The organism is Acidovorax sp. GW821-FHT10E04 (assembly GCF_059415185.1).
On sequence record NZ_JBWKMT010000003.1, the window covers coordinates 220,647 to 239,745 of the forward strand.

Sequence of the window (19,099 nt, forward strand, 5' to 3'; positions counted from 1 at the left end):
CTAGCCGCTAGCCGCGCGGGCGCTCACCCACGAAGATTTCCACCCGCCGGTTGCGGGCGCGGCCATCGGCCGAGTCGTTGGTGGCGATCGGGTAGCGCTCGCCCATGCCATCGATGGCGATGCGGCGCCCGTCCACGCCCCGTGCCGTGAGGTAGCTGCGCGTGCTGGCGGCGCGGTCCACCGAGAGCGGGTTGTTGATGGCGTCGCTGCCGGTGTTGTCCGTGTGGCCCACGATGCGCACATCGGTGTTGGGGTTGTTGCGCAGGCCGGCAGCGAACTGGTCGAGCACCGGGGCAAAGTTGGGCTGGATGTCCGAGCGACCCACGGCGAACGAGATGTCGCTCGGGATGTTGAGCATGAGCTGGTTGTCGGCCGTCTGCGTCACGGCGATGCCGGTGCCCTGGGTCGCACGCTCCATCTCGCGCTTTTGCCGCTCCATGTTCTGCGACCAGATGTAGGTGCCCAGCGCCCCCACGCCCGCGCCCACGACCGCCCCCGTGCCGGCGCTGCCGCCGGTGGCGGAGCCGATGACGGCGCCGGCCAGCGCGCCCACGCCGGCCCCTGTGGCGGTACGGCGCTGGGTGTCGTCCATGCTGGCGCAGCCCGTGGCCAGGACGATGACGGCGGTGGCGCCGAGAAGAATGTGTTTGCGCATGGTGGTGCTCCTTGAAAGATTCGTTGGAGCTGGGCGCTTCGGGAGTTCCGTTCGCGTGCCGTGTGGCCTGTCCCTGGCCCCGGCCTCGGGTGCGCCCAGCTCAACGCCATCGTGGCCGCGGGCTGGCATGGGCGCCATCGGCACAGCGGCACCCTGGCTGTAGGACGGCACCGCCTGGCGCCCGCGCCCCGCGCGCATGCCAAGTCACTGCGCCGGGGGCGGTGGAGGTGCGGGGGGCGGCGGCGGGGAATCCTTCGGGGGCTGCTGCAGCTCACCACCCTTGCGGCCTGAGAACATGGTCCACCAGACGATGGCGACCAGCAGCACCAGCGCGAGCAGCGCTTCAAGCAAAATCAGCCCCATGAAATTGACACTCCCAAGAACGTATTTACGGTCACCCCGTGGCCGCGCAGAGGCCTTTGCGGGATGGGATACAAGGCGCGGTGTGCGGCCCATGGCCCCGCTATTGGCAAGCGCCGCCACGCAGCAGACCGACCGCAAAGCCCTCGGCCCTTCGGGCTGGAGTGAAAACGGGCGATGGGACGCCCCGGCTGCTTGCACAAGCGCGAGCCCCTGCGGCGCATCCGAGCCATCCACTCATCCCGAAGGCACTCCAACACGGCCACGGCATGATCGCAAACACCTTCTAGGCCTTGTATTGACGGCACTGATTGTAGGAACGCTGGCCGCCTGCTCGAGCCCACCGCCCGCAAGCCCCTCCCGCCCCCCGGCCATCCCGGCGCCCCTGCCGCCCGGCGCGGTGGTTCTGCCGGGCGACACCGGCCCGCTGCCCCCGCCGATGTCCCAGCCCAAGAGCCGCTGGGTGCCCGTGCGCTGGGCCGAGCTGCCCGGCTTCACCGAAGACGCGCTGCACGAGGCCTGGAACGCCTGGATCAAGAGCTGCGAGCGGCCCGCGCCGCCCTTCACCTCGCTGTGCAGCGACGTGCGCCAGCTGAGCATCGCCACAGGTGAGGAGCAGCGCGCCTGGCTCATCGCGCGGCTGCAGCCCTACCGCGTGGAGGCGACCGACGGCAACCCCGACGGCCTGCTAACGGCCTACTACGAGCCGATGATGGAGGGCTCCCGCCAGCCCGGCAACGGTTTCAACGTGCCGGTCTACCGCGTGCCCGCCGGGCTCGGGACGCGCAAGCCCTGGTACACGCGCCAGCAGATCGAGACACTGCCCGAGGCCCAGGCCGCGCTGGCCGGCCGGGCCATCGCCTGGCTGCGCGACCCGGTCGAATCGATGGTGCTGCACATCCAGGGCTCGGGCCGCCTGCGCATCGCCGAGGCGGACGGCACGGTGTCGCTGGTGCGCGTGGCCTACGCGGGCACCAACGACCAGCCCTACCAGAGCATCGGCCGCTGGCTGCTGGACCAGGGCTACACCCGCGACGCCACCTGGCCCGGCATCCGCGCCTGGCTGGCCGCCAACCCCCAGCGCACGAATGAGCTGATGTGGACCAACCCGCGCTACGTGTTCTTCCGCGAGGAGCCGCTGAGCCCGCTGGACGCGGGCTTTGGCCCGCGCGGCGCGCAGGGCGTGCCGCTCACCCCCGGCCGCTCCATCGCCGTGGACCGCCAGAGCATTCCCTACGGCACGCCCGTGTGGCTCGCGTCCAGCGGGCCGCAGGTGCAGCTCAACCGCATGGTGATGGCCCAGGACACCGGCAGCGCCATCCTGGGCGCGGTGCGCGCGGACTTCTTCACGGGCTGGGGACCGGAGGCGGGCGACATCGCCGGGCGCCTGAAGCAGAACCTGCGGCTGTGGGCGCTGTGGCCCCGGTGATTTTTTTAGGTCATTTTGGCTTCCAGCCCTTATTGGACAAGCGCTAAAAGCTATTGAATCAGGAGCATTTTCTTCAAGTGTCCCTGTGCCCCAACGCACCGCGACGGGCAGCCCCGTTCACGGGCACGGCACCCGCGCCGCATCGGTTTCCACCCGCTGGGCCGCAGCGGCCGCCGCGAACGCCATGGCCGGCGGCACGGTCACGGTGTGCAGTTGATCGCCATCGATGCGGTACTCGTACTCGCGCGTCGAGCCCACCATCTCCGTCCTGAAGGTGCTGCCCGCCATGGTGGCCGCATACACCCGGGGGCGGACGACCTGATACCGGTACGTGGTGGTGGCCGTCCCGCTGGTGGTCTTGCAGGTGGATTCGAACTGGTCCGCCTTGAATTGCAGGGTGCAGCGGCCGGAGGTGTCTTCGGCCTTTTCGCCATCCGGGGCGGTCAGCACGATCCTGGCGGCGCGCCAGCAACCGAGCAGGGAGGGGTCGGGGGCCGCCGCGCAGGCCCAGGAGGCCGCGAGCGCAAGGGAGAGAAAGCTGGAACGCGTGAAGCACTTCATAGGGAGGTCAACGTGCAAGGTCAGGGGCTGGGGCGGGCCTTTGCAAGGCATCCCGCGATGGTAGAGGCATCGTCCCTGGCGCCCCGCGCTGCAGGGCTGCCCGCCCCCGGGGCCCTGGCGCCCTACGGCTCCACCGTCCACCGCGTCACCCGCGGCGGCGCATCGCCCACGTGGAAGGCCAGCTTGCGGTCGCGCAGGGCCACGTCCGAGGCCGTCACCCGGTCGAAGCGCCGCAGGTGCTCGGTCCACGACTCGTCCTCGATGCGCTCCACATACCGCGCGGGCTGGCTGATGTCGTGCAGCAGCTGCCAGCCCAGGGCGCCCTGGCGCAGGCGGCTGCGGCGGCTTTCCTGCATGGCGGCGCGGAATTCGGCTGCGCGGGCCGGGTCGATGAAATACTCGATCGTGACCACGAGGTGCCCCGCCCCCGGCGGCACGTCGGCCACGGGCGCCTGGAAGGCGCGCGAGGGGCTCAGGTCCTCCTCCATGCTGCGGTCGGCCACCAGGCGCTGCACCAGCAGCATGGCCACCACGCCGGTGCCTGCGGCGATTCCCAGACTCGCGTGCACGTCGCTCACCGTGGCCACCTGGCCCCACACGGCGGCACCCAGGGCCGTGGAGCCCATGATGGCCATCTGGTAGATCGACATGCCGCGCGCACGCACCCAGTTGGGCAGCGCCAGCTGGGCCGACACGCTCAGTGAATTGGCCGTGGTGATCCACGCCATGCCGGCCACGAACATCGCGGGCACGGCCACATACACGTTGGGGGCCACGGCCATCACGCCGGTGGCCGCCGCCTGCAGCAGCGTGCCCCGGATCACCAGCACGTCGCGCGCCATGGCCTGGCGCAGGCGCGGCAAGAACATGGCGGCGGTGATGGCCCCCGCGCCCATGGACGCGAGCAGCAGCGTGAAGGTGCCCGCGCCGCCGCCTTCCAGGCCCCGCGCCAGCAGCGGCAGCAGGGCCAGCAGCGCGGTGGCGTGCAGGAAGAAGATGGAAATGCGCCACAGCACGGCCCGCATGCTGGGCGACTGCCGCACGAACTGCAGGCCCACGCGCATGGCGCTGGGCAGCTTCTCGCGGCCGAGCGGGCTGGGCACGTGGGTGCGCTTCCAGCGCATGATGACCAGGCCCGAGATGACGGACAGCACGGCGTTGAGCACGAACACCCAGGCGCTGCCCGCGCTGGCGATGATGGCACCGGCCAGCAGCGGGCCGATGATGCGCGAGGCGTTCATGGCCACGCCGTTGAGCGCCAGCGCCGCGGGCAGTTGCGGGCGGCTGACCAGCTCGGGCACGATGGCCGCGAACACCGGCCAGCGCATGGCCAGGCCGATGCCGTTGGCGAACGTGAGCGCGAGCAGCAGCGGCGCCGTCATGCCGCCCGCCATGATGGCCACGCACAGCACCAGCGCCACGGCGGCCACCCAGAACTGCGTGGCGATGAAGTAGCGCCGCCGGTCCAGGATGTCGGCCAGCGCACCGCTGGGCAGGCCCAGCAGGAACACGGGCAGCGTCGAGGCCGACTGCACCAGGGCCACCAGGATGGGCGAGGTGGTGAGCGTGGTCATGAGCCAGGCGGCCGCCACGTCGTTCATCCACATGCAGGTGTTGGCCGCCACCCAGGTGAGCCAGAGCATGCGGAACACGGGCACCGACAGCGGCGCCAGGGGCGAGAGCGAGGCGGAGTGGTCGAGCCGCGCCGCCACGGATTCTTCCGTGCCCTGGGCGAGGGCCGCGCGGTCCGCGGCCGCTTCACGCGCCGCGAGGTCGGCGGGCGCTTCGGGGGCCGGGCTCAGTTCAGGAGGGGGCGGGGGCGCAACGCTGCGCGTGCTTTCGTGGGACGGCAAAGGTGGCATGTCCGCGCATTGTGCGACGGGTTCTGCCGCCGCGCTGCGCCCGGCGGCGCGTCCGACGCCGGTGCAGGGGCATGGCCCGGGCCGGCGGCCCGATGCCTTTTGGGCACCTGGCGCTTTCCCAGCAAGCGCCACAAGCTATTAAAATGATAGCAATCAGGATTTGGCGCGCGCCAGGTGCGTGAGCGGCAGCGCGCTGCTGGCCTTGACCTCGCCCAGCGAAAAGCTGGTGTGCATGTCTTTCACGTTGGGCAGGTTGAGCAGCACGTCGCGCGCGAACTGCGAAAAGCTGTCCAGGTCGCGCGCCACCACCTGCAGCTCGAAGGTGCCCGTGCCGCTGATGTAGTGGCAGGCCACCACCTCCGGGATGCGCGCGATCGCCGCCTCCATCTCGCGCGTGAGGTCGCCGGTGCTGCGGTCGGCATCCAGCCGCACGAACGCCAGCACCCCCAGGCCGATCTTGTGCCGGTCGATCTCGGCGCGGTAGCCCTTGATGAAGCCCTGCTCCTCCAGCGCCCGCACCCGCCGCCAGCAGGGCGCGGCCGAAAGGCCCACGCGCTGGGCCAGTTCGGCGTTCGTCAGGCGTGCGTCAGCCTGCAGCTCATTGAGGATGGCGATGTCGAATTTGTCGAGAGTGTTCACAAAATGGCCGTACCGAGAAAGATCCTTTCTCAGAATAGCCCAAACACGGCACAGAACGCAAAGACATATCAGCAATGCAGACATACACTTCTCTGCACACTGGAGTCGCTGCCCTAAACGGGCGGAAGGACTGCGCCCCGACCGGGCCCACAAGGCCCGGCCCCACAAAAAAGCCATTGGAGACATAGCCATGAACGCCCCACTGCCCGAGCACATCCGCAAGGCCCTCGAAACCGTCACCCTCGACGACAAATACTCTTTGGACCACGGCCGGGCGTTCATGAGCGGGGTGCAGGCCCTGGTCCGCCTGCCCATGCTGCAGCGCCAGCGCGACGCCGTGGCCGGCCTGAACACCGCCGGCTTCATCAGCGGCTACCGGGGCTCGCCCCTGGGCACGTACGACCAGGCGCTGTGGGCGGCCAAGAAGCATCTGGCGGCCAACAACATCGTCTTCCAGCCCGGCGTGAACGAGGAACTCGGCGCGACGGCCGTCTGGGGCACGCAGCAGCTCGACCTGTATCCCCAATCCAAGAAGTTCGACGGCGTCTTCGGCATCTGGTACGGCAAGGGCCCGGGCGTGGACCGCTGCTCCGACGTGTTCAAGCACGCCAACATGGCGGGCACCGCCAAGCACGGCGGCGTGATCGCGATTGCCGGGGACGACCACATCAGCAAGAGCAGCACGGCCGCTCACCAGAGCGACCACATCTTCAAGGCCTGCGGCACGCCAGTGTTCTTCCCCAGCAGCGTGCAGGAAATCCTGGACATGGGCCTGCACGCCTTCGCCATGAGCCGCTTCTCGGGCGTGTGGTCGGGCATGAAGACCATCCAGGAGGTGGTGGAGTCTTCGAGCAGCATCAACATCGACCCCGACCGCGTGAAGATCGTGATGCCCGAGGACTTCGTGATGCCGCCCGGCGGCCTGCACATCCGCTGGCCCGACGCGCCGCTGGAGCAGGAAGCGCGCCTCATGGACTACAAGTGGTACGCGGCCCTGGCCTATGTGCGTGCCAACAAGCTCAACTACAACGTGATCGAAGGCAAGAACGACCGCTTCGGCATCATCGCCAGCGGCAAGGCCTACAACGACACGCGCCAGGCCCTGGTGGACCTGGGCCTGGACGATGACACCTGCCGTCAGCTGGGCATCCGCGTGCACAAGGTCAACGTGGTGTGGCCGCTCGAAGCCACCATCACGCGCGACTTCGCCCAGGGCCTGCAGGAGATCCTGGTGGTGGAGGAAAAGCGCCAGGTCATCGAATACCAGCTCAAGGAAGAGCTCTACAACTGGCGCGCCGACGTGCGCCCCAACGTGCTGGGCAAGTTCGACGAGCCCGAGGGCGATGCCACGGGCGGCGAATGGTCCATGCCCAACCCCAGCCAGAACTGGCTGCTGCGCGCCAAGGCCGACCTGACGCCGGCCATCATCGCCAAGGCGATCGCCAAGCGCCTGAAGAAGCTGGGCGTCTCCGGCGACATCATCGCGCGCATGGATTCGCGCATCGCCATCATCGAGGCGAGCGAGCGCGGCATGGCCGAGCTCAAGGTGGACACGGGCGAGCGCGCCCCCTGGTTCTGCAGCGGCTGCCCGCACAACACCAGCACCCGCGTGCCCGAAGGCTCGCGCGCCGTGGCCGGCATCGGCTGCCACTACATGGCCAACTGGATGCCCGACCGCAACACGTCGACCTTCACGCAGATGGGCGGCGAGGGCGTGACCTGGGTGGGCCAGGCCCCGTTCACCACCGACCAGCATGTGTTCGCCAACCTGGGCGACGGCACCTACTTCCACAGCGGGCTGCTGGCCATCCGCCAGAGCATCGCGGCGGGCACCAGCATCACCTACAAGGTGCTCTACAACGACGCAGTGGCCATGACCGGCGGCCAGCAGGTGGGCGAACGGCCCGAAGGCCATTCGGTGCTGCAGATCATGAACAGCCTGAAGTCCGAGGGCGTGGTCAAGCTCATCATCGTGACCGACGAGCCGCAGAAGTACGACGGCGTGGCGCTGGCCGAGGGCGTGACGGTGCACCACCGCGACGAGCTCGACACGCTGCAGCGCCAGTTCCGCGAGATCAAGGGCTGCACGGTCATCATCTACGACCAGACCTGCGCCACCGAAAAGCGCCGCCGCAGGAAGCGCGGCACCCTCGCCACGCCCGACAAGACCGTCGTCATCAACGAGCTGGTGTGCGAGGGCTGCGGCGACTGCTCCACCAAGTCCAATTGCCTGAGCGTGGAACCTGTGGAGACAGAGTTCGGCCGCAAGCGCCGCATCAACCAGAGCACCTGCAACAAGGACTACTCGTGCGTGAACGGCTTCTGCCCGAGTTTCGTCACGGTGGAAGGCGGCAAGCTCAAGAAGCCCAAGAAGGAAAAGAAGGGCGACCTGGCCAGCCTGCCGGCCATCCCTGAGCCGGTGCTGCCCGTGGCCGAAGCGGCCTGGGGCATCGTGGTCGGCGGCGTGGGTGGCACGGGCGTGATCACCATCGGCTCGCTGCTGGGCATGGCCGCGCACCTGGACGGCAAGGGCGTCATCACGCAGGACGCCGGGGGCCTGGCGCAAAAGGGCGGTGCCACCTGGAGCCACATCCAGATCGCCAACCGGCCCGAGGCCATCTACACCACCAAGGTCGACACCGCCAAGGCCGACCTGGTGATCGGCTGCGACTCCATCGTGGCGGCGCACAAGTACACGCTGGCCGTGATGCAGCCGGGCCGCACCTTCGTGGCGCTGAACACGCATGGCACGCCCACAGCGGCCTTCGTGACCAACCCGGACTGGCAGTTCCCGGGGGCCAACTGCGACAGCGCCATCGCGGCGGCGGTCGGCGCGGGTGGCGTGGGCAGCTTCGACGCCGAGCAGGTGGCCACCCAACTGCTGGGCGACAGCATCTACACCAACCCGCTGATGCTGGGCTACGCCTGGCAAAAGGGCCGCGTGCCTTTGAGCCTTGCATCGCTGATGCGCGCCATGGAATTGAACGGCGTGCAGGTGGACAACAACAAGGCCGCCTTCGAATGGGGCCGCCGCTGCGCGCACGACCTGGCGTCGGTGCAGGCACTGTTCCAGGCCGCGCAGGTGATCCAGTTCGTCAAGAAGCCTTCGCTGGCCGAAATGATCGCCAAGCGCGTGGAGTTCCTCACGGGCTACCAGAATGCCGCCTACGCGTCCGAGTACACGGCCTTCGTAGAGAAGGTGCGCGCCGCCGAAAGCAAGCTGGGCACCACCACCCGCCTGTCGGAGGCCGTGGCCCGCTACCTGTTCAAGCTGATGGCCTACAAGGACGAGTACGAGGTCGCGCGCCTGCACACCGACAAGGCCTTCACGGACAAGATCGCGAACATGTTCGAAGGCGACTACAAGCTGGTGCACCACCTGGCCCCTCCGATGACGGCCAAGAAGAACGACAAGGGCGAACTCGTCAAGCAGCCGTTCGGCCCCTGGATGCGCAGCGCCTTTGGTCTGCTGGCCAAGATGAAGGGGTTGCGTGGCACGGCACTGGATGTGTTCGGCAAGACCGAGGAGCGCCGCATGGAGCGCGCGCTGATCGTGGAATACCGCGCCTGCATCGAGGAGCTGCTGGCCCGCCTGAACGCGGACAACCTGGCCCTGGCCGTGGAGATCGCCCGCATCCCCGAGGAAATCCGGGGCTATGGCCACGTGAAGGAGCGCCACCTGTCGGCCGCACGCCCCAAGTGGGACGGCCTGATGGCGCAGTGGCGCGCCGGCGGCACCACCGCCCAGCCGCAGCGCCAGGCGGCGTGAAGCCGGCTGCCGTGGCAGCCCTGCCGTGAAGAGCCCGCGCACCGCGCGGGCTTTTTACTATCAAGTCAGGAGCATCAAATGATTGACAGGCCGGCGTCAATGGCCATTTTGATCTGATTTTTTCCCGCCATCGCGGCGCACCGCCCGCCCGCGGCAAACACCCGCCAGCGGCTTGGGTCTTCCCCCTTGGGCCGCGCACAGGGGGCCGCATACAATGCCCTGTTCCGCCCTGGAAGGCGCCCTCGCGCCGGCCCCTGGCGGGTTTTGTGAATTTTGACCATCCGTTGTGGAGTCCAGTCCGTGTTTATTTCTTCCGCTTTTGCCCAAACCGCACCCGCCGCAGCCGCTGGTGGTACCGACATCATGTCCTCGCTGACCGGCATGCTGCCCCTGGTGCTCATGTTTGTGGTGCTCTACTTCGTCATGATCCGCCCCCAGATGAAGCGCCAGAAGGAACACCGCGCCATGATCGACGCCATCGCCAAGGGTGATGAAGTGGCCACCTCCGGCGGCATCGTCGGCAAGGTCACGCGCCTGTCCGAAGGTTTCCTGCACATCGAGATCGCCAACGGCGTCGAAGTGCAGCTGCAGCGCAGCGCCGTGGTTCAGGTCCTGCCCAAGGGTTCGGTCAAGTAATCAATGAACATTCCCCTGAGGCGCTGCGCGCCTTCCCCTTGCCCCCGCGCCGCGCGGGAGGGGGACGACGCCCCCGGACTGGCAGAGCCAGATCCACGGCGTCCCTGGCAGGGGTCGGCGCATGGCGCCATGCACAACTGAGATAAGAGCGCGATCATGAACCGTTATCCGGTCTGGAAGTACGCGATCCTGGTGATCGTGCTGCTGGTGGGGGTCCTGTACACCCTGCCCAATTTCTTTGGCGAAGCGCCTGCGGTGCAGGTTTCGTCGGCCAAGGCCACCGTCAAGGTGGACACCGCCGTGCAGCAGCGGGTGGAAGAAGCGCTCAAGGCCGCGGGCGTCACGCCCGACTTCGTGGCGCTGGAGGGCAACTCGGTGCGCGCGCGCTTTGACACGCCCGACACCCAGCTCAAAGCCAAGGACGCGATCCAGAAGGCCCTGGTGCCCGATGCCAGCGATCCGTCGTACATCGTGGCGCTGAACCTCGTGTCCCGCTCGCCCGTCTGGCTCAAATCCCTGCATGCCAACCCCATGTACCTGGGCCTGGACTTGCGCGGTGGCGTGCACTTCATGCTGCAGGTGGACATGCAGGCGGCCCTGACCAAGAAGGCCGAGTCCTATGCGGGCGACATCCGCACCGCGCTGCGCGACAAGAGCATCCGCCACGGCGGCATCAGCCGCGAAGGCCAGAACATCGACATCAAGGTGCGCGACGAGGCCATGCTGACGGCGGCCCGCAACCTGATCGCGGACCAGTTCACCGACCTGCAGGTCGCCAGCACGCCCGAAGGCAGCGAATTCAAGCTGCGCGCCTCCATCAAGCCCGAAGCCACGCGCCGCGTGCAGGAGCAGGCCCTCAAGCAGAACATCGTCACGCTGCACAACCGGATCAATGAGCTGGGCGTGGCCGAGCCCGTGATCCAGCAGCAGGGCCTGGACCGCATCGTGGTGCAGCTGCCCGGCGTGCAGGACACCGCCAAGGCCAAGGACATCCTGGGCCGCACGGCCACGCTGGAAGTGCGCATGGTGGACGAGGGCACCGAGGCCCGCACCGCCGAGACCGGCCGCGGCCCCGTGCCGTTCGGCTCCGAACGCTACCTGGAGCGCAGCGGCCAGCCCGTGATCGTCAAGAAGCAGGTCATCCTGACCGGCGAGAACCTGACCGACGCGCAGCCCGGCTTCGACGGCCAGACGCAGGAGCCGACCGTTAACCTCACGCTGGACGCCAAGGGCTCGCGCATCTTCCGCGACATCACGCGCGAGAACGTGGGCAAGCGCATGGCCATCGTGCTGTTTGAAAAGGGCAAGGGCGAGGTGGTGACGGCCCCCGTGATCCGCAGCGAAATCGGCGGCGGCCGGGTGCAGATCTCCGGCCGCATGACCACGGCGGAAGCCAACGACACCGCGCTGCTGCTGCGCGCGGGCTCGCTGGCCGCACCGATGGAAATCATCGAGGAATTCACCATCGGCCCGACGCTGGGCGCAGACAACATCGAACGCGGCATCCACAGCGTGGTCTGGGGCCTGGCGGCCATCGCGGTCTTCATGTGCTTCTACTACACGCTGTTCGGCGTGTTCTCCAGCATCGCGCTGGCCGTGAACGTGCTGCTGCTGGTGGCCATCCTGTCGATGCTCCAGGCCACCCTGACCTTGCCGGGCATTGCCGCCATGGCGCTGGCCATCGGCGTGGCCATCGACTCGAACGTGCTGATCAACGAACGCATCCGCGAGGAACTGCGCTCCGGCATGTCGCCGCAGGCGGCCATCCATGCGGGCTACGAGCGCGCCTGGGCCACCATCCTGGACTCGAACGTGACGACGCTGATCGCGGGCCTGGCGCTGCTGGCCTTCGGCTCCGGCCCGGTGCGCGGCTTTGCCGTGGTGCACTGCATCGGCATCCTGACCAGCATGTTCTCGGCCGTGTTCTTCTCGCGCGGCCTGGTGAACCTGTGGTATGGCCGCCAGAAGAAGCTCAAGAGCGTGTCGATCGGCCAGGTCTGGAAGCCGGACGCCGATGCCGCCGTGGCCAAGACGAACTAAGAAACTCCAAGCAAGGAACAAAGATCATGGAGTTTTTCCGCATTCGAAAAGACATCCCGTTCATGAAGCACGCGTTGATCTTCAACGCGATCTCCTTCATCACGTTCGCGCTGGCCGTGTTCTTCCTGCTCACGCGCGGGCTGCACCTGTCGGTGGAGTTCACGGGCGGCACGGTCATGGAAGTGGCCTACAGCCAGCCGGCCGAGCTGGCCAAGGTCCGCGAGACGGTCTCCGGCCTGGGCTATCCCGACGTGCAGGTGCAGAACTTCGGCACGGCCCGCGACGTGATGATCCGGCTGCCCGTGCAAAAGGGCGTGACGTCGGCGCAGCAAAGCGAACAGGTACTGGGCGCGCTCAAGGCCGCCAACCCCGAGGTCACGCTGCGGCGCACCGAGTTCGTGGGCCCGCAGGTGGGCGAGGAACTGGTGCACGGCGGCTTGATGGCGCTGGCCATGGTCGTGGTGGGCATCGTGATCTACCTGGCCTTCCGCTTCGAGTGGAAGTTCGGCGTGGCGGCCATCATCGCCAACCTGCACGACGTGGTGATCATCCTGGGCTTCTTCGCGTTCTTCCAGTGGGAGTTCTCGCTGTCGGTGCTGGCGGCCGTGCTGGCCGTGCTGGGGTATTCGGTCAACGAATCGGTCGTGATCTTCGACCGGATCCGCGAGGCCTTCCGCAAATACCGCAAGATGACGACGCACGAGGTGATCGACCACGCCATCACGAGCACGATGAGCCGCACGATCATCACCCACGCATCCACCGAGGCCATGGTGCTGTCGATGTTCTTCTTTGGCGGCCCGAGCCTGCACTACTTTGCCCTGGCGCTCACCATCGGCATCCTGTTCGGCATCTACTCCTCCGTGTTCGTGGCCGCGGCCATCGCCATGTGGCTCGGTGTGAAGCGCGAAGACCTTGTCAAGCCCGTGAAGAAGGATGGGGATCCGAACGATCCCCATGCCGGGGCCACCGTCTGAACCGCTAATATCGGTCCATGCAAGCCACGCCCCCTTCCGTTCCACAGCGCCGCCTGGCCCGCCAGGCGCGCCAGCGGTTCGTAGAGGGGCTGTGCGGCGGACTCCCGGACCTGGACAAGACGGTCCTGGATTTCCTGACAACGCTGATGTCCCAGACGGGCACGGCGCGCCAGATGCAGGCGCACCGGGATGCCTGGATGTTGTACCAGCAGCACCATGCCGCCTGGACCGAACGCACCGGCAAGGCATGGCGCGATGCGCTGGCGCCGCACAGCAGCACCACCCGCGGCGCCCTCGCCACCGGCGGCGCGAGCCCCCAATTCGAGCTGCTGAGCGACGACGTGGTGGAAAATAAGATCCTGGCTTCCCGCATGGCCCTCACGGTCAGCGAACAGGTCAGCCACCAGTTCGACACCTTGCGCCAGCGCACCCAGTCGCTGGAAGGGCAGGAGCTAGACAGCAGCGACATCCTCCGGCCCGACGCCGTGTGCCTGCTGCTGGTCGAGCAGTGGGTCGAGGCCGGCCTGCCCCGCACCGACCTGCAGACCGTGGTGGACCCGTTGCAGCGGGAACTGGCCAACCTGCTCCAGAAGCAGTACCAGGCCGTCAATGTGTTCTATGTGGAGCAGGGCGTCACGCCCCAGGCCGACCTCAAGTCGCGCGTGCGGCGCACTTCGGGCGGCACGGTTGCCGGTGGCGCCAGCAACTCTGGTGCCGGGGGCCTGGCGTCCCAGGCGCTGGCCCAGACGCGGGAAGCCATGGCTGCGGCGCGCGGCGGCGGCATCCCCCAGCCGGGCGGCGGTCACCCCATGCCCCAGCATCACCTGCCCGGCGGCAGGCAGCCGGCGGGCTATCCGCGGCATGGCCTGCCCACGGGGTTTGCCACGGGCATGACCCCGCTGGCGCGGGCCCGCCAGCGGGCGCAGGGCGTGATGGGGCAACTGCGCAGGCTGCTGACGCAACCGGCGACCGGGTTCGACATGGTCAATGCCCCGCCGGCTTCGGCCGCGCTCGCCCATGCCCTCACCGCCCACCGCGTGCACGCCGACACCTACTACAGTGGCGTGGCCACCCTGATGGAAGACTACAGTCCCGCGGCCGTGGTGCAGTTGGCGGGCGCGGTGCGCGAACGCTCGACCGAGCTCAAGAAGAAGGCCTCCACCGCCGGGGAAAAAGCCATCATCGAAGTGGTGGCCCTGATGTTCCAGAGCATCCTGGCCGAGGACCGCATCCCGCCGGCCGTGCGTGTCTGGTTTGCCCGGCTTCAGGTGCCCGTGCTGCGCGTGGCGCTGGCCGAGCCAGAGTTCTTCAGCAACCTCAACCACCCCGCGCGCCAGTTGATCGACCGCATGGGGGCCTGCGTGATGGGCTTTGATGCCACCAGCATCAATGGCAGCGCGCTGGAGGCAGAAATCCGCCGCGTGGTCCAGGTGATCGAGCAGTACCCCGAGACCGGCCGGCGTGTGTTCCAGCTGGTCTACGACGAGTTCGAGAAATTCCTGTCCAAGTTCCTCACCGAAAAGCAGGCCACCTCGCGCCTGGTCACGGTGGCCCAGCAGGTCGAGCAGAAAGAAACCCTCGCGATCCAGTACACCATCGAGCTGCGCACGATGCTGCGCGACATGCCGGTGCGCGACGAGATCCGCGAGTTTCTCTTCAAGACCTGGGCCGAGGTGCTGGCCCTGTCGGCCGTGCGCGACGGCCCGCAGCACGCAGACACCGTATCGCTCAAGCGCACGGCCGCGGACCTGGTCTGGGCGGCCAGCGCCAAGCCCAACCGCAGCGACCGCGCGCAGGTCATCCAGAATCTTCCGGGCCTGCTGCAGCGCCTGCGCCAGGGATTGGCCCTGATGGGGGTGAACGGCCCGGCGCAGGATGCGCAGATCAAGGTCCTCACCGACACGCTGGCCGACGCCTTCCTGTCCAAGACGGCATCCATTCCGCAGGCACACATCGACGCCATGGCCAAGCGCCTGGCCAACCTTGAGGATTTCATCAACGACGCGACGCTGGGCGACATGCCGCTCAACGCCGACAACATCGAGATGATGCTGGGCATCGATGCCTCCTCCATCCATGTGGTCGCCGACAACGGCGCGCCCGTTCAGGACGACATGGTCGCCTGGGCCCAGGAACTGCAGCCTGGCACCTGGTACACGCTGGACCACAACGGGGCATCGGCCCAGGTGCAATATGCTTGGCAAAGCCAGCGCAAGCAGCTGCATTTGTTCGCCGCTGTCGACGGCAGCAGCTACCTGATCCAGTTGCGAAGGCTCGCAGCCTATCTGCAGGCCGGCTTGCTCGTGGCCCAGGAAGAAGAGGGCCTGACCTTGCGCGCCACGCGCGATGCGCTGGCCAAGCTGGACGCCAACCCCGAGCGGCTTCTGGACTGACCAGGCCCGGGCGCACCGAACGAAGCGGCGCGCGCCCGAACCACCACCGTCCAGAGGGGGCGCCTCAGGCGGTCCCCAGCCGCTGGAACAGGCCGCCCGGCAAACGGGCAACGCGGCCCTCGAGCTCCAGCTCCAGCAACGCCACCTGCAGCGACGCCGCATCCATGCCGGTGCGGGCCACCAGGGCATCCACGCCCATGGGGTCAAAACCCAGGGCCTTCAGCACAGGGCTGTCTGCCCCTCCGTGGATGCCCGGGTCGGTGTTGCTGCATGCTGACCCGAAGTCAACGAGCTGCCTGTCCACCGCCGGGGCGGAAGGCAGGCGCAACTCTTCCAGCACGTCCTGCGCGGACTCCACCAGCTTGGCCCCCTGGCGTATCAGCGCATGGCAGCCCCGTGATTGCGGTGCGTGGATGGAGCCGGGAATCGCAAACACTTCGCGGCCCTGTTCGGCCGCCATTCGGGCAGTGATCAGCGACCCCGAGGCCAGTGCCGCCTCGACCACCAGAGTCCCCTGGGAGAGGCCGGAAATGATGCGGTTGCGCTTGGGAAAATTGGCGGCCAGCGGTGGCGTGCCCAGGGGGTACTCGCTGACCAGAAGCCCGTGCGTGGCGATGCGGTGCGCGAGGTCCAGGTTCTTGCGCGGATAGACACGGTCGAGCCCCGTGCCCACCACGGCAATGGTGGCAGGTGCAACCTGCGCCGCGGCTTCAGTGTCAACGTCCAGCGCCCCTTCATGGGCCGCAGCATCCACCCCCAGCGCAAGCCCCGAGACAATGGTGAGGCCCGCCCCGCGCAGTGTCCGGGAAAAAAGCCGCGCGTTGTCCGCGCCTTGGGCGGTGGGATTGCGGCTTCCGACCACCGCGAGGCACCGGCCAACGGGAAACGGGGCCTGCGTGACCAGCCGGGCCGGGCCCATCAGGTACATCAGCAGCGGCGGGTCTTCGGTATCCAGCAGAGACTGTGGATACCGGTGGTCACCCAGCGTGACCACCGCGCGCGCAGGCCCCTGGGGATCGGCGCTCTCCAGCCATTGCCAGGTGGTATCGAGCAGCGCTTCCCATTCGGTGGGCACGGCGCACAGCGCCTTGGCCTGGGCCAAGGTCACACATTGCTGCAGCGCAGACTCCGATTGCTGGAAGACCGCCTCGGGCAGGCCAAAGCGCGCCAGCAGGCGCCGTGCGGCGCCATTGCCCACCCCCGCGGAGAGGGTGAGGCGCAACCATGCTCCCAGCTCGTCGCGGTCCATGATGGCGGTTGTAGAAGGCAAACAGCAGCAAAACAGGCCAGGGCCCGTGCCGCCCCTGGGCGGCTTCGCGGCCCCGGCAGGTCCGCGCAGTTACTCCTGGGGATTCACCAGGCGGTCGCCAACCCGCACGCCACTGCGAATCTCCAGGATCAGGGCATACGAAACCCGGTCGAAGGTCCGGAACACCATGGCGGTTCCGTTGTTCTCACTGGGCAGCTTGACCATGGTCTTCGCATCGCCGGTCACATCCTTGATGCGATCGCCCTTGGTCAGCAACGACAGCACATGGCCCGGCTCGATGCCGTCCTGCGAGCCCAGGTTGATCGCAACCACCTGGTTCTGGGCGGCGTAGGCCGCCGAGAAGCTACCGTAGATGGAGACGACCCGCGCGTCGACGTCGATATGGGGCGCACGGGGTGTGTAGCTGGTAAAGACCCGGGCGGGCGCAGGCAGGATGCGGTCCCCCGCGCGGATCTCCTCCTTGGTGCCCGACAGATCCACCGTGGCAGGCACATACTCGGAAATATAGCCGCCCTTGCCGTTGGGGATATCCTCGAAAGACTCTCCCCGCACCAGCTCGGCCTTGCCCAGATACTGCGCTTCGTACCCCAGGATTTCACCCGTCACGGGATCCTTCATGGCCACGGCATCGCGAAAGACACGGAAGAAACGGGGCTCGCCCGCCTCGGCTCGAACGGGTGCGGAAGCATCCCCGCGCACATAGGCCCGGTCGCCACTGGCCATCAGCACCCGGTCTTCGGTGGTAGCGATGATGCGGGGAGCGCGCTGCAGCACCTGGGCATCCACCACCAGGGGCTCCACGAGGAAAGGCTCGATCAGGTGGGGCTTGAGGGTGGGCAGCGCGGTGCTGGCCAGGCTGTCGCTGCGGGTGCGCGGAGACACGCGCACCGTCTGCGTCTCGGGTTCCGCCACGCCCGGGGGCGTGGTCCGCAGGCGTGCGTAGCCTCCATCCTTGTCCAGATACAGCGTCTGGCCCGGGTAGATCAGGTGGGGGTTCGGAATGGACTGGAGGTTCATGCCCCACAGCTCGGGCCAGCGCCAGGGACGCTTGAGGTACATGCCCGAAATGCCCCACAGCGTGTCGCCGCGCTTGACGGTATAGGTATCCGGTGCGTTGGGCGCCAGCTCCGAAAGGGGAACGCCACGCTCCGATACCTGCTGTGCGGTCGCGCGCTGGCCGCTGGAGATGGGGTGGTTCTGCGCCTGGGCCGGGGCGATCAGCAAAGCGCCAGCGATCATGGTGAGCGCGCCCAGGGCGGTCCGCCGAACGCTGGTGAATGCCGTCATGTTGTTCCTCTTCTCATGCATTGTGAAACGCCCCCTCACTGGCGCCTCGGTGCCAGCAGCATGCGGGCGACCGGGCAAATACGTTACAAACCCTCTTAGATTCTCTGCTCAAGCCCTTGATTCGGCAACGATTATTGGCCTGCAACGCTGCGGCGAACCTCAAAAGTGGCGAAAATAGCGACATCTCTCGGCAGCATCCATGGCAATCCTTCCCATTCTCTGTTACCCGGACCCCCGGCTCCACAAGGTCGCCCGCCCCATCGAGGCGGTGGATGACCGCGTCCAAAAGCTGGCGGCCGACATGCTCGCCACCATGTACGACGCCCACGGCATCGGCTTGGCCGCCACCCAGGTGGACGTGCATGAGCGGCTGGTCGTCATCGACGTGTCCGAGGAGCGCGACGCGCCCTTGGTGCTGATCAATCCGGAACTTGTCTGGACCAGTGCGGAAAAACACCTCAACGACGAGGGCTGCCTCTCGGTGCCCGGTATCTATGACGGCGTGGAGCGCTTCGATGCCGTGCATGTGCGGGCACTGGATGCGCAGGGACAGTCGCGCGTCATCGAGGCCGATGGCCTGCTGGCAGTCTGCATCCAGCACGAGATGGACCATCTGATGGGCAAGGTGTTCGTGGAATACCTCTCGCCGCTCAAGCGCAACCGCATCAAGACCAAGATGATCAAGCAGCAGCGGGGGGCGCGCGAGTGACCCGCCCGGCGCTCTGCACCCTCAGGGGTGGCGGAGTGCTGGCGCTGTCGGCGCTGGTGGTCCAGCTCGCGGGCTGCGCGCTACCCGCCCGTGAAACGCCCGGCGCGCTGCGCGCCGATGTCATCGCCAGGCTGGGACCGCCCACCGCCACCTTCTCCCTACCGGGCGGCGAGCGGCTGCTGTACTCCGAGCTTCCCGCGGGGTTTGCGGCCTACAACCTGGATTTCGACGCCAGCGGCAAGCTGGTGCGCAACGAACAGGTGCTGACGCAGACGCGCTTTGAGAACATCCCCGTCGGAGCCTGGACCCTCGCCGATGTGCAGCGCACCTTCGGCGCACCCTTGCGCGTGGAACGGGTGGCGCGTTTTGATGGCGACATCTGGACCTACCGCTTCCGCCAGAATTCCGACCCGCGCCTGGCCCATGTCCACCTGGACCGCCAGGGCGTGGTGCGGCTCGTGATGTTCACGGACGAACAGCCCAACTTCGACAACACGCGCGACTGACCTGCC

Annotated in this window: 15 protein-coding genes; 8 read left to right on the forward strand and 7 right to left on the reverse strand. The window is 67.7% G+C overall.

The genetic code is table 11. From position 1 onward, the window contains the following. Positions 1-7: 7 nt before the first annotated feature. On the reverse strand, positions 8-655 hold the full coding sequence (locus AC07OC_RS10415; RefSeq protein ID WP_218297132.1) for a YiaD family glycine zipper/OmpA-like lipoprotein: 648 nt from the start codon (positions 653-655) through the stop codon (positions 8-10). Between the two features lie 204 nt (positions 656-859). Continuing rightward, complete coding sequence (locus AC07OC_RS10420; RefSeq protein WP_218297131.1) at positions 860-1,018, reverse strand: hypothetical protein; 159 nt, start codon at positions 1,016-1,018, stop codon at positions 860-862. Positions 1,019-1,313: 295 nt separating this feature from the next. Here AC07OC_RS10420 and mltA point away from each other — a divergent pair, with 295 nt between their 5' ends. Then, a complete protein-coding gene (gene mltA / locus AC07OC_RS10425) occupies positions 1,314-2,444 on the forward strand; it encodes a murein transglycosylase A (RefSeq protein ID WP_369643732.1) in 1,131 nt (376 codons plus the stop codon). A gap of 117 nt (positions 2,445-2,561) precedes the next feature. On the opposite strand, the gene AC07OC_RS10430 is transcribed toward mltA, so the two are convergent. From AC07OC_RS10430 to AC07OC_RS10440, 3 genes are all read right to left on the reverse strand, one after another. Next, complete coding sequence (locus tag AC07OC_RS10430; RefSeq protein ID WP_255590980.1) at positions 2,562-3,005, reverse strand: hypothetical protein; 444 nt, start codon at positions 3,003-3,005, stop codon at positions 2,562-2,564. Between the two features lie 122 nt (positions 3,006-3,127). Continuing rightward, on the reverse strand, positions 3,128-4,867 hold the full coding sequence (locus tag AC07OC_RS10435) for an MFS transporter (protein WP_218339426.1): 1,740 nt from the start codon (positions 4,865-4,867) through the stop codon (positions 3,128-3,130). A gap of 153 nt (positions 4,868-5,020) precedes the next feature. Beyond that, positions 5,021-5,506, reverse strand: a complete 486-nt coding sequence (locus AC07OC_RS10440) for an Lrp/AsnC family transcriptional regulator (protein ID WP_218297128.1) — start codon at positions 5,504-5,506, stop codon at positions 5,021-5,023. Between the two features lie 190 nt (positions 5,507-5,696). Here AC07OC_RS10440 and AC07OC_RS10445 point away from each other — a divergent pair, with 190 nt between their 5' ends. From AC07OC_RS10445 to AC07OC_RS10465, 5 genes are all read left to right on the forward strand, one after another. Further along, complete coding sequence (locus tag AC07OC_RS10445; RefSeq protein ID WP_218339425.1) at positions 5,697-9,275, forward strand: indolepyruvate ferredoxin oxidoreductase family protein; 3,579 nt, start codon at positions 5,697-5,699, stop codon at positions 9,273-9,275. Positions 9,276-9,575: 300 nt separating this feature from the next. Continuing rightward, complete coding sequence (gene yajC / locus AC07OC_RS10450) at positions 9,576-9,911, forward strand: preprotein translocase subunit YajC (RefSeq protein WP_218297126.1); 336 nt, start codon at positions 9,576-9,578, stop codon at positions 9,909-9,911. Positions 9,912-10,067: 156 nt separating this feature from the next. Continuing rightward, positions 10,068-11,951 carry a protein translocase subunit SecD gene (secD, locus tag AC07OC_RS10455; protein WP_218297125.1) on the forward strand — a complete coding sequence of 628 codons (1,884 nt, stop codon included), beginning with the start codon at positions 10,068-10,070 and terminating at the stop codon, positions 11,949-11,951. 26 nt (positions 11,952-11,977) lie between these two features. Further along, the gene (gene secF / locus AC07OC_RS10460; RefSeq protein WP_218297124.1) at positions 11,978-12,928 is read left to right on the forward strand and encodes a protein translocase subunit SecF; all 951 of its coding nucleotides are present in this window, start codon (positions 11,978-11,980) and stop codon (positions 12,926-12,928) included. A 17-nt stretch (positions 12,929-12,945) separates the two neighbouring features. Then, positions 12,946-15,321 (forward strand): DUF1631 domain-containing protein, encoded by a 2,376-nt coding sequence (locus AC07OC_RS10465; protein ID WP_218339424.1) that lies wholly within the window; start codon positions 12,946-12,948, stop codon positions 15,319-15,321. Between the two features lie 64 nt (positions 15,322-15,385). Here the strand turns inward: AC07OC_RS10465 and dprA are convergent, their stop codons facing one another. Both dprA and AC07OC_RS10475 read right to left on the reverse strand, forming a co-directional pair. Then, a complete protein-coding gene (dprA, locus tag AC07OC_RS10470) occupies positions 15,386-16,570 on the reverse strand; it encodes a DNA-processing protein DprA (protein ID WP_218339504.1) in 1,185 nt (394 codons plus the stop codon). Positions 16,571-16,660: 90 nt separating this feature from the next. Then, on the reverse strand, positions 16,661-17,878 hold the full coding sequence (locus tag AC07OC_RS10475; protein WP_218297121.1) for a LysM peptidoglycan-binding domain-containing protein: 1,218 nt from the start codon (positions 17,876-17,878) through the stop codon (positions 16,661-16,663). Positions 17,879-18,077: 199 nt separating this feature from the next. Between AC07OC_RS10475 and def the strand changes: the two genes are divergently transcribed. Then, positions 18,078-18,587 (forward strand): peptide deformylase, encoded by a 510-nt coding sequence (gene def / locus AC07OC_RS10480; protein WP_218297120.1) that lies wholly within the window; start codon positions 18,078-18,080, stop codon positions 18,585-18,587. A 35-nt stretch (positions 18,588-18,622) separates the two neighbouring features. After that, complete coding sequence (locus tag AC07OC_RS10485; RefSeq protein WP_370627759.1) at positions 18,623-19,093, forward strand: hypothetical protein; 471 nt, start codon at positions 18,623-18,625, stop codon at positions 19,091-19,093. Positions 19,094-19,099 lie beyond the last annotated feature (6 nt).